The organism is Shouchella rhizosphaerae, assembly GCF_036700015.1.
GTDB classification, from domain to species: Bacteria; Bacillota; Bacilli; order Bacillales; family Bacillaceae_D; genus Shouchella; species Shouchella rhizosphaerae.
The window spans coordinates 389439-401610 of record NZ_CP144921.1; the positions used below are offsets into that span (position 1 = coordinate 389439).

At 46.1% G+C, this 12172-nt stretch carries 9 protein-coding genes and 1 other annotated feature; all 9 genes read right to left on the reverse strand.

The features are described from left to right. Window positions 1-31 precede the first annotated feature (31 nt). Window positions 32-1732, reverse strand: a complete 1701-nt coding sequence (locus tag V5G21_RS02175) for a long-chain-fatty-acid--CoA ligase (protein WP_011247516.1) — start codon at window positions 1730-1732, stop codon at window positions 32-34. 277 nt (window positions 1733-2009) lie between these two features. Then, entirely contained in the window at window positions 2010-2420 is a 411-nt protein-coding gene (locus tag V5G21_RS02180) for a DUF350 domain-containing protein (protein ID WP_011247517.1), read from the reverse strand. 13 nt (window positions 2421-2433) lie between these two features. After that, the gene (locus tag V5G21_RS02185; RefSeq protein ID WP_011247518.1) at window positions 2434-4797 is read right to left on the reverse strand and encodes an endonuclease MutS2; all 2364 of its coding nucleotides are present in this window, start codon (window positions 4795-4797) and stop codon (window positions 2434-2436) included. 23 nt (window positions 4798-4820) lie between these two features. Beyond that, complete coding sequence (gene polX, locus V5G21_RS02190) at window positions 4821-6536, reverse strand: DNA polymerase/3'-5' exonuclease PolX (RefSeq protein WP_338465195.1); 1716 nt, start codon at window positions 6534-6536, stop codon at window positions 4821-4823. 150 nt (window positions 6537-6686) lie between these two features. After that, window positions 6687-7226 (reverse strand): CvpA family protein, encoded by a 540-nt coding sequence (locus tag V5G21_RS02195; RefSeq protein WP_011247520.1) that lies wholly within the window; start codon window positions 7224-7226, stop codon window positions 6687-6689. 1 nt (window position 7227) lies between these two features. Beyond that, complete coding sequence (zapA, locus tag V5G21_RS02200) at window positions 7228-7464, reverse strand: cell division protein ZapA (protein WP_011247521.1); 237 nt, start codon at window positions 7462-7464, stop codon at window positions 7228-7230. Between the two features lie 141 nt (window positions 7465-7605). Next, window positions 7606-10032 carry a phenylalanine--tRNA ligase subunit beta gene (gene pheT / locus V5G21_RS02205; RefSeq protein ID WP_095236045.1) on the reverse strand — a complete coding sequence of 809 codons (2427 nt, stop codon included), beginning with the start codon at window positions 10030-10032 and terminating at the stop codon, window positions 7606-7608. 13 nt (window positions 10033-10045) lie between these two features. Beyond that, entirely contained in the window at window positions 10046-11080 is a 1035-nt protein-coding gene (gene pheS, locus V5G21_RS02210) for a phenylalanine--tRNA ligase subunit alpha (protein WP_011247523.1), read from the reverse strand. Between the two features lie 62 nt (window positions 11081-11142). Beyond that, window positions 11143-11357, reverse strand: a binding site (T-box leader). 56 nt (window positions 11358-11413) lie between these two features. Next, window positions 11414-12154, reverse strand: a complete 741-nt coding sequence (locus V5G21_RS02215; protein ID WP_011247524.1) for a TrmH family RNA methyltransferase — start codon at window positions 12152-12154, stop codon at window positions 11414-11416. Window positions 12155-12172: the final 18 nt, after the last annotated feature.

Sequence of the window (12172 nt, forward strand, 5' to 3'; positions counted from 1 at the left end):
CTACATGGGCGCATGTAAAGAAACCTTCCCTTTATGCTTCCTGCTGCGCTTGTTCTTCCTTGCGTGCTTGTTCTTCACTAATGAGCACCCGTTTTAAAATTTTCCCTGTTAGCGTTGTTGGCAGCTCATCCCTAAATTCATACAGTCGTGGAATTTTATAAGCGGCCAATTTTTGTCGACAGTACGCTTCCATCTCTTTTTCAGATATCGTTTCTCCTGCTTTTAACACAATAAACGCTTTCACCGTTTCGCCCCGATACTCGTCAGGAACACCAATTACGGCTGCTTGGACAACCGCTTCATGTTCAAACAACACTTCTTCTACTTCACGGGGATAAATATTAAATCCCCCTGCAATAATAATTTCTTTTTTTCGATCAACGATATACACATAACCCTCTTCATCCATACGGGCCATATCTCCTGTTTTTAGCCACTCGCCATGAAACGTTTGCGCCGTTTCTTCAGGTCTCATCCAATAGCCTTTCATCACTTGTGGGCCGCGGACAAACAGTTCGCCAACCTCGCCAATTTCTGCTTCCCCGTCTTTTTCAAGTGAATACACCATTACATCTGTGTCTGGCCAAGGAATGCCGACACTGCCCGTTTTCCGCTTTTCCCAGATCGGATTGGCACAGACAACTGGCGACGTCTCAGTTAACCCGTATCCTTCTACGATTCTGCCCTTCGTTTGTGCTTCGAACTTTTGCTGTACTTCAAGGGGCAAGGCGGAAGCACCGCTAATGCACGCTTTTATCGAAGTCAAATCGTATTGATGAATACGTTCATTGTTTACGAGGGCTACATACATCGTTGGCGCTCCAGGGAAAAGTGTAATTCTTTGCTTTTCAATCGTTCTTAATACTTCTTCTGGCTTGAATTTCGGCAATAGCACCATTGTCGCTGCCGTTTTAACCGCGAAATTCATCACTGTCGTCATCCCGTACACATGGAAAAATGGCATGACGCCAAGCACCCGTTCACTTCTCTCTTCTGTTTTGTAAAGCCAAGCGTCACATTGCACTGCGTTGACCACCAAATTCCGATGTGTGAGCATTACGCCTTTGGCAAGCCCCGTTGTCCCTCCAGTATATTGGAGCAACGCCAAATCGTCTGCGTTCATTTCAACTTCAGGCTCCAACGCTTCTCCCTCTTTTACAAGCCGAGCAAACGGCAATACCCGCTCCGAATACGTCACTTTCACTTTTGGAATCCCTTGCTTTTTTTGCACAAAGGGAAAGAGCATATTTTTGGGGAAAGGAAGGTATTCAGCGATGCTCGTCACAATCACCAATTCAAGTGACGTACGCGCCATCACCTTTTCAACTTTAGGCAAGACCGAATCCAGGCACAAAATGACTTTTGCCCTCGCGTCTGCGAGCTGGTGCTCCAGTTCCCTTTCGACATAGAGTGGGTTCGTTTGAACGACGACGCCCCCTACCATGAGCACCGCATAGTAACCAATCACCGATTGGGGGCTATTGGCGAGCATAATTGCCACACGGTCGCCTTTTTTCACGCCCAGTTTTTGCAGTCGATTCGCAAACCGGAGCGTCTGGTCATACAATTCCTCGTAGCTTAATGTTTTCCCTAAGAAGTGGATCGCCTCGTGTTGCGGAAACCTGTTAGCTGATTGCTTGAAAAAATGCTGCAACGGCACATCCTCGTAGTCCAAAAAGGGGCGGACTTGCTTCGGATAATGCTGAAACCACCTTTTTTCATCGCTCGCCATGGTTCTCCTCCTTATAAAGGCCCCTTTCGCAAGAAATTCTCCTCTCTTTCATTGTATTGTAATCGCTTACATTATTTCAAATGTTTTTTTCTTTTTTTGCACATTTATGCCAAGCGATCATTTCTTGCGAATGGCAAAAGCGCCTCCCCCAGCGAGAGGGAAACGCTCCTTAATGCTATGCGTATAAAATTAAGAACACGATTCCAGCAATGGCAAATAATCCACAACTAATGTATAAAATTCGTATCAACCGTTCCATGCACTCACAACCTATTCTCTAAGCGGTTATACTTGCACTAATGACAAACGAAAGGCCGACAGACAGCAGCAGTGACAGCAAGCCAACTGCGCGGTTGTCGTTTTTGATTTCCTCGTCGACCTTGAAACCTGGTGTTAGAAATTCAAAAATAAAGTAGCTAAATAACAATAACGCAAACCCAAAAATTCCCCACATCAGCATAACTAGTAAACCATCGGCATGCTGGATCGTCGCAGCAAAAATGTTTGCTGTCCCGACAATTTTCCCGCCTGTAGCCATGGCAACGGCCACGTTGCCTCTTTTGATCTCTTCCCAGTTATTATAGCGCGTCACTGTTTCAAAAACGGCAAGAAAGACGACTAGCATTAAGATCGTTACACTGTAGTTTGCTACGGTTTGAATCCATTCATTTTGAAGGAGAACGTCCATGTCTAGCTCCTTTCTATTTAAGCTCGATTACTGTATTGCCAAGTCCGCCTTCATTCATGCCGCCGTCACGGGCAGATTTAACACGTGGATGGTTGGCAACGAACTGTTTCACGCCTTTGCGCAAGGCGCCTGTCCCTTTTCCATGAATAATCGAGACTTGATGGTATCCAGCAAGCAACGCATCGTCAATGTATTTTTCGACTCGGCGCATCGCGTCTTCATACCGTTCCCCACGAAGGTCGAGCTCTGCTTTGACGTGTGCATCATTTCCACGTATCGTCGTAATTGCTTTTTCTGGCTGGCGCCGCTCCTGTTCAAGCAATTGAATGTCATCAATAGGGACGGCCATTTTCATAATGCCCAGCTGTACTTGGTACTCATTATCGCCTATTTTTTTCACGACTGTGCCTTTTTGGTTAAAACTTAACACTTTGACTTCGTCGCCTGGCTCTGGCAGACGTTTCGCCTTTTCTGCCTGCTTTTTTACTTGCTTGCGCTTTTTAGAGACAAGTTTTGGCGCCGCTTCCTCCAGTTGTTTCCGCGCTTCAATGAGCTGGTGCTCTTTTACAGCTACCCCTTGCTTTTGCAAATCGCGCAGCTCGGAAATGATCAATTCTGCATTTTCTTGTGCGGCAGCAACTACTTTTTCCGCCTTCTGTTCGGCTTTTTGCAAAGCCGCTTCTTTCATTTCTTCGAAAGAAGCCATCCGTTTTTCCAAGTCTCGTTTTAATGCTTCCGCTTCACGGCGGACCGCCTCCGCTCGGCTCCATTCGCTTTGTGCTGATTTTTGGCTATCTTCCAGGGAAGCAATCATTTTTTCTACTTGGGACGCATCGCTGTCAATTTGCAGTTTGGCCTGATCGATAATGCGTTCGTCTAGTCCGAGGCGCCTTGAAATCGCAAACGCATTGCTGCGCCCAGGAACGCCGACAAGCAAGCGATATGTTGGCCGCAGCGTCTCGACATCAAATTCAACACTCGCATTTAAGGCGCCTTCGCGGTTGTAGGCATAGCCTTTCAACTCGCTATAGTGGGTAGTTGCCACAGCAAGCGCTCCCCGTTTATAGACATGGTCTAATATTGAAATGGCTAATGCTGCCCCTTCAGTTGGGTCTGTGCCTGCTCCTAGCTCGTCAAACAATATGAGGCTATTTTCATTCATTTCATTTAAAATCGAGACAATGTTTTTCATATGGGACGAAAATGTGCTCAAGCTCTGTTCTATGGACTGCTCGTCGCCAATGTCGGCAAAAATATGTTCAAAAACGGCAAGCTCCGTTTCTTCAGCAGCAGGAACAAACAGACCAGACTGGGCCATTAACGTCAGCAACCCAATCGTTTTCAGCGTAACCGTCTTGCCACCTGTATTTGGTCCAGTAATAACTAGCGAACGGACCTGGTCGCCGATCGCCATATCACTCGGTACGACTTTGTCTGGAGGCAAAAGCGGGTGACGCGCTTGCCGCAAATCCAAATACCCACGGTCATTTAACGTTGGCTTCACTGCCTTAACAGCTTTGGCATAATAGGCTTTCGCACATATGAAATCCAGTTGCGCCAGCTTATCGACATTAAGGAGCAGCTGCTCGCTTTCCTCTGCTACTTTTGCCGACAGTTCTCTCAAAATCCGTTCAATTTCCCGCTTTTCTTTTGCCTTGGCTTCTGTTAATTGGTTGTTTAGCGTCACAATCGCTGCCGGTTCAATAAACAGCGTCGCCCCAGAGGATGATTGGTCATGGACGATGCCGCCAAATGTCCCCCTGTATTCTTGTTTAACAGGGAGCACGTAACGGTCACTACGAATGGTTACAATTGCATCAGACAACATTTTCCGTGTATTGGACGAACGGGTTAACTGGTCAAGCTTGGACTTGATCCCGGATTCATAGCTGCGGATTTGATGCCGCACTGTCCGTAAACTCGTACTAGCTGAGTCAAGGACATAGCCGTTATCATCAATGCATTGTTTAATCGCTTTTTCAATTGGTGAAAGGGGCTCAATTTGCTCTACATGCCCTGCTAAAATCGGCACTTCGATATGACCGTCTTCAATGATCGTTTCGATAAACTGCTTCACCCTTTTTCCACCATATAATGTCGAAGCAATTTCAATCAATTCAGTTGCCGACAACACTCCACCAATCGCTGCACGCTTAATATGAGGGCGGACATCTGAAATGCCTCCAAGAGGGACATGTCCCTTTAACCGTAAAACATTTGCTGCTTCAGCTGTTTCATCTTGGAGATGGCGGACTTCTTCTAAAGACGTAGAAGGGACAAGCTCGTTGACTTTCTGCCTACCAAGGGATGAAGCAACATGTTCAAGCAGTTGCTGTTTCATTTTGTTGTATTCTAAAACGCGCTGCACACGTTCCATCGTGCAACCTCCTTTATTCAAAGCTAATGCTTGCGTTTAAGCCATTGCTGCAATTTTTCCAATGGCCAAGTATTCAACACTTGGTCAGGCAACAACATCGCTTTTCTTGCATGAGCATAGCCATATTCAACATTTGCCAGCGTACCGATTCGATGTGCGTCTGAATTGATGGCGATCGGCACGCCTGTTTCTGCTGCTAACTTTAACCATGGGACTTCTAAATCCAGACGCCTCGGACTTGCATTCAATTCGAGTGCGCAACCAGCTTCGCTCGCCCATTGAATTAGTGTGGGCACATCAACGGCATAGCCTTTGCGCTTGCCAATAAGCCGGCCTGTTGGATGAGCAACGAGGTCCACATGGGGGTTGAAAATCGCTGCTTGCAATCGTTCCATTAGTTTCTCCTCACTTTGCGAAAAAGCAGAGTGGATCGAGGCGATTACAAAATCGATTTCACTTAACAGCTCGTCTGGATAATCAAGCTCCCCATTAGGGAGAATGTCCATCTCAATTCCTGTTAATATCGTAATTCCGTTATTTTGTTGATTGTACTCCCTGATGTATTCATGTTGTTGTTTTAAGCGTTCAATCGATAAGCCGTTGGCTACTTTTAGAAAGCGGGAATGGTCAGTAATGGCAATATGGGTATAACCACGCTTCTTTGCTGCTTCCGCCATTTCTTCAAGCGAATGGGCGCCATCGCTCCACGTCGTATGCATATGCAAATCCGCTTTCGCATCGATGAAAGAAACCTCTTCTGCCGTCTCGCGGTAGCGTTCTAGTTCACTGCCATCTTCTCTTGCCTCCGGTGAAATATAAGGCAAGCCAAAATGGGCAAAAAAAGCTCGCTCATCGGGAAATGTTTGAATTGCGCCTGTCTCGACCGTTTCAATTCCATATTCATTAATTTTTTCGCCACGTTTCTTAGCGAGTTGCCGCATACGGACGTTGTGGTCTTTGGAGCCAGTAAAATGGTGCAACGCTGTTGCAAATGCTTCATCAGGGACAAGGCGAAAATCAACGGAAATCGTATGTTCTTCAAGGTCAAGTTCAACAGATACTTTGCCATTTCCTTTCGCAATAATGTTGGCAATCCCTTCAAGCTGCAAAATTTGGTCCTTAACCGAAGGTGGGTTGTCAGTCGCAATGATATAATCTAAGTCTTTGACCGTTTCCCGCATTCTTCGTAAACTGCCTGCTCGAGAAAAACGTATCACATCGTCGAAGCCAGCAATCTGTTGTTCAAGTTGCTCGGAAAACGGCAGCACGTCAGCAACAGGAAGGCGCTCTGGCCGCACGTTCCAAACGGCAAGCGCTTCGATCATGTTGTCTTCTGATTTTTTTCCAAATCCTGCAAGCGCGCGAATTTGCCCAGCTTTAGCTGCCTGAAGCAAGCTTTCTGCGTCGGTAATGCCAAGTTCTCGGTAAAGCTTGCCGACCTTTTTGCCACCAAGCCCAGGAATCGTTAGAAGCGGCAATAACCCTGCTGGCAATTGTTGTGCCAATTCATTCAGCAACGATGACGCTCCTGTTTCCTTTAATTCCTGGATGACATCGGCCGTTGCTTGGCCGATGCCAGTAATCGCCGTTGGGTCATCTATTTCCGCTAGCGTGTGGCCGTCTTGTTCCAATGCCTGGGCTGCCCTCCGGTAAGCAGCTATTTTAAAAGGGTTCTCCCCTTTTATTTCCATGTAAGTCGCGATAGTTTCTAACACTTGGATCGCTTGTTTTTTGTCCATCGGCGTCCTCTCCTTCTTGCTCCTTCCCTATCATACCGACTTTTGCTCTTCAAACGCAAACAGCAACCGCAAAAATCGAGTGGTTCCAGCGGAAAACGCACACCGAAACTAGGTGGAGCCAAAAAGCAGCCCGCTATAGCGAGCTGCCAATTAAAACGTTGGCCTTACCCATAAGTCATTTAACCAATCAGACAGATAAGGCGTATGGTTAATCATAAATTCTGCGACAACGGACGATTGCAACGCCGATTGCACTTCGTTTATAGGCAATGCTGTTGCTACAAAAAGCAATACAAACAGCAGCAAATAAAACTCAACGAAGCCGAGCACGCCGCCAAGCAAGCGGTTGAGTGTATGCAATATCGGCAAATGGGAAACAAAATCAAGCATTGATCCAATAATGTGAAGCAAGATTTTCGTCCCAAAAAATAAAATCGCAAATGCAATCGCTGAATAATAGACGCTTTCTGCATCAAAGGCTTGGATAATCATGCCGAATGCCCCATCAGCCGAAAATTCCGGATATGGAATATAGAGGCGGATGGTACGGGCCAGGGGCTCATAGTAATTCCAAGCGACAAATATCGCTACAAAAAAGCTAACCAGATGGATAAATTGTAAAATAAAACCTCTACGCCGGCCAATTAAAAAGCCAACTAGAAGCAACAGCATAATAACGGCACTAACCATGTTATTCTCCTTCGTATTGGCGTTTCAATTTTAAGTATTCATCAGCAATGTTTAAGGCAGTGAGAACAGCTAGTTTTGTTGAATCCAAATACGGATTACGCTTCTTTAGCTCCTCCATTTTTTTATTCATGTAGGAGGCTACTTCTTTTACATGAGCTGGTTCCTCACTGCTCACCACTTTGTAAGTTTGTCCTTGTATACGGACAGTTGCTCTTTTTTTATTATTGTTCTTCTCCACGAAAGAACCTCCTAGCGCACATTGATTGTGCCCTACCCTAAAACTAATGTTCATCATACCATGCGAAAGCAAAATTGGAAACTGCTAAAAAGCGATTGCTAAATGCAATCGCTCCATTGTTCTATTGCTTTCCATTTTAACCTATGCCCGCAACACGGCACCCGTTTGCTTTTGCACTTCTGCCACTATCCCTTCATGGGCCAAAGATGCTTCTTCGTCCGTTAATGTCCGTTCCGCATGGCGGTAAGTGAGAGAAAAGGCGATTGATTTCTTCCCGCTTTCCATATGCTCACCTTCGTACACATCGAAAATGGAAACTGTTTCTAATAATTCTCCGCCAGCTTCACGGATTATTGCCATTAATTCAGCTGCCGTCGTTTCTTTTGAAACAACTAGAGCCATATCGCGGGTAATCGCTGGATAGCGAGGGATCCCTCTATATATGAGCGCCTCTGTCTCAGCGGCAAAAAGCGCATCGACATTTAATTCCAACACGTATGTCTCATTTAAATCAAGTGCTTTTTGCGTACTCGGATGGACTTGGGCTAGAAACCCAATTGACTCGCCTTTGAGCAACACATTGGCGGTACGACCTGGATGGAAGCCTGGGCGCACATCCGGTTTGTATTCAATTTGTTCACTTAGGCCAAGCGTTTCCATTAAACCTTCGGCAATCCCTTTTAGCACATAAAAGTCGACTGCTTTTTTCTCACCTTGCCACGGATGGCTCATATACGTCCCACTTAATAGGACAGCAAGACGTTCCTGTTCTGTAGGCAGTTCAGTCAACGTTTCTTGCTCGCTCAAAAACACTGAGCCACGTTCATACAGAAGGACGTCATTGTTTTTTCGATTCAAATTGTAGGCGCAAATATCGTATAAATGAGGAAGCAAACTTGTACGCATTGTGCTCCGTTCTTCGCTCATTGGCATGGCCACTTGGATCGGCTTAATCGTTTCCGCAGCAAACAACGCTGCTTTCTCCGAACTGGTTAACGCATACGAAATCGCTTCAGAAAGGCCAGCACTTCTTAAATACGCCTCCATTTTCCGACGTTTTGCTTGTTCAGCGGTCCGCTTCCCTTGTGTAGTGTTGCCAACAGGTAATGTTGAAGGAAGCTCGTCATATCCATAAAGGCGTGCCACTTCTTCGTACAAATCCTCTGGAATCGTAATATCGCCGCGGCGATGCGGAACGGTTACATGTAGATCAGAGCCAACTTTTTCACACGGAAACTGGAGGCGTCTCATTAGTGCCGCAACTTCCATGATGGACAAATTTGTCCCAATACGCTCATTCATTTTGTCCAAATCAAGGGCAATCACTCTCTCCGAGCGAACACGCGCATCCGCAATGGCCGCTCCGCTTAGCACGATCCCGCCAGCTATTTCTTGGATTAAGTAAGCAGCTCGTCGTGCTGCCTCTGACACCCGTTCCTGATTAATGCCTTTTTCGAATCGAGCGCTAGAGTCACTGCGTAAGCCAGCAAGACGAGCTGAGCGTCTGACCACTGTCGGATGGAAGGCGGCAGCCTCTAATACGACCGTCGTTGTCGCCGCTGTTACCTCTGAATGAAGGCCGCCCATTACACCAGCAAGCGCGACTGGTTCGCGCCCGTTTGTGACCACTAACTGTTCAGGCGATAGTGTCCGCTTCTCGCCATCTAGTGTCGTAAACGCCTCTTCTGCTTTCGCGCGACGCACATGGATTGATTTCGAGGCAAGAGCATGGTAGTCAAACGCATGCAGTGGTTGCCCATATTCAAGAAGCACGTAGTTGGTGACATCAACGACGTTGCTGATAGGACGGATACCTGCTGCCATGAGACGGTTTTGCAGCCATGAAGGCGATGGCCCGATTTTAACGTCTTTTATTACAAGTGCTTGATAAAACGGTGTATCTTCGCCATTTTCGACGCTCACATTGATATAACCGTCAGCAGATTCGATGACTTCTTTCACTTTGGTTTTCGGCATTTTTATTGGCCGATCATAAAGGGCAGCCAACTCATAAGCAACGCCAAGCATATGCATGCAATCAGAGCGATTCGGTGTTAAATCAAGTTCCAGCACACTATCGTTTAACTCGAAAAGTGCTAACGCATCTTGTCCAGGTTCAACGCTTTGTGTTTCCGGGAATACATAAATCCCGTCAACATAACCTTTTGGCACTAGTTTGCTGTCAATACCGAGCTCTTGCAAAGAGCAAATCATCCCGTTGGAGTGCTGTCCGCGCAATTTCGCTTTTTTAATTTTGATGCCACCAGGCAAACGCGCCCCTACTTTGGCAACGGCGACATACTGGCCAGAGCTAACATTTGGCGCCCCGCAAACAATTTGGACACGTTCTTCCTCGCCAATATCAACTTGACATACATTTAGCTTGTCCGCATCAGGATGAGGGGCTACTTCAGCCACATAACCGACAACCACATTGGTTGCCCCTTTATTCCGTTCATGAATAAAGTCAATTTCTATACCGCTCCGCGTCATTTTCTCAGCAATCTCTTGCGGGCTAATATCACCAATCTCTATATATTCTTGCAGCCATTTATATGAAACGAGCAATGTGTCGCCCTCCTTAAACGTCTTTAAATTGCATTAGAAACCGAAGATCATTTGCATAAAATTGGCGGATGTCGTCTATATCATATTTCAACATTGCCAAACGCTCTACGCCCATACCGAAGGCAAAGCCGCTATACTCATTGGCATCAAAGCCGCTCATTTCAAGGACACGGGGGTGAACCATTCCTGCCCCAAGCACTTCAATCCAACCAGATTGTTTGCATACTCGGCAACCTTTTCCGCTACATATTCCACAAGATACATCGACTTCCACTGATGGTTCCGTAAACGGGAAGAAACTTGGGCGCAGGCGAATGGAACGGTCTTGGCCAAAAAATTGTTTCGCGAATGTTTCGAGTACCCCTTTCAAGTCGCTCATACGCACTTTTTTATCAACATAAAGCCCTTCCACTTGCATGAATTGATGCGAGTGGGTTGCATCGTCATCATCGCGGCGAAATACTTTCCCAGGAACAACGACTTTAACTGGGCCTTTTCCTGCAAATTTTTCCATTGTCCGCGCCTGGACTGGCGATGTTTGCGTCCGCAACAACAAGTCCTCTGTTACATAAAACGAATCCTGCATATCTCTTGCCGGGTGGTCTTTTGGCAAATTCATTGCTTCAAAGTTGTAATAATCCGTTTCAATTTCTGGCCCTTCCCCAATCGAAAAACCAAGCCCTAAAAAGATTTCTTCGATTTCCGTGACAACCGCAGTCAATGGGTGAATCGCGCCTTGAAGCGCCGGGCGACCTGGCAACGTCACGTCGATTGATTCTTGTTCGAGCTGCTGTTTAATCGCAGCTTCTTGAAGTTTTTTACTTTTTTCATCCAATTTGTTTTTGATTTCATCACGCACTTCATTGGCGAGGGCACCAATAATTGGGCGTTCTTCCGCTGACAATTTCCCCATGCCGCGAAGGACTTCGGTAATCGGCCCCTTTTTTCCTAAATAGGCAACGCGAATCGCTTGAATATCTTGCTCTGATTTCGCTACCTCGGCTTTGTCCAACGCCTCATGCTTTAATGCCGTTAGCTGTTCTCGCATGGCAATGCCTCCTTGTATCCTTTCTTTCCTTTTAAACAATAAAAAAAGCCTTCTACTCCCTAAAAAGGGACGAAAGCTCCGTGGTACCACCCTTCGTTTGCACTTGCTAAAAAAGTGCAACTTCATTGTCCATAACGGCTCTAAACCGGGAACATCTTTTAGAGATGCCAGCTCAAGAGTGAATTCGGCCCATCCTACCATAGAAACGCTTCCAGTCTTTGGCATTTCCTCCCTGAAAGGCGGTTTTAAGCTTACTACTCTCTATCAACGCTTTTTATCCTATACAATTACGATTGCTTTTTATTATAATCAATTGCCACACAAGCTGCAAGCTTAACTTTTCAAGGCAAATAGCAAAATACCGGCAGCTACAGAAACGTTTAATGATTCTGCTTTCCGGTTTTGGCGGATAAATAGGTTCTCCGTAGCAGCATCCAACAAATGGCTTTGCACGCCTTCCCCTTCATTTCCAAGCAAAAGCGCAAACTGTTCTTGGGAGTGGAACTGATCATGTGGCGTAGCATCCTGTAAAGATGTTCCGTAAACCGGAATACCACTTTCTTTGAGCGCCTCTATCCAGGTAACTAGATCGCCCATATAAACAGGTAAATGAAACAATGCCCCTTGTGTTGCTCGGATCACTTTTGCATTAAATAAATCAGCACAACCACTGCCTAAAACAACTCCTGCTGCATCAGCAGCCAATGCCGTGCGGATAATCGTTCCGACATTGCCTGGGTCTTGAACCCGGTCAAGAAGAACAAACCGCCCTTTCAACCGTTCTGGGGTATGCCACTGTTTTTTTTGACATACAGCTACAATGCCTTGAGGGCTTTTCGTTTCCGATAACTCCTTCATGACGGCTTCAGAAACGCCTATGCATTCCCCGGGAAATAAGCTTGCATCGTCTGCAGTCGTAAGCACCGTTTCCACTTTCCAATCTGATTTCCACGCTTCTTCAACTAAATGTTCCCCTTCTATTAAAAACCGTCCTGTCTGGTCACGTCCTTTTTTGCTATGTAATTTTTTCCATGCTTTAATACGTTCATTTTTGACTGATTCTATCCGTTTCATGACCAATGGCCCCTTTTT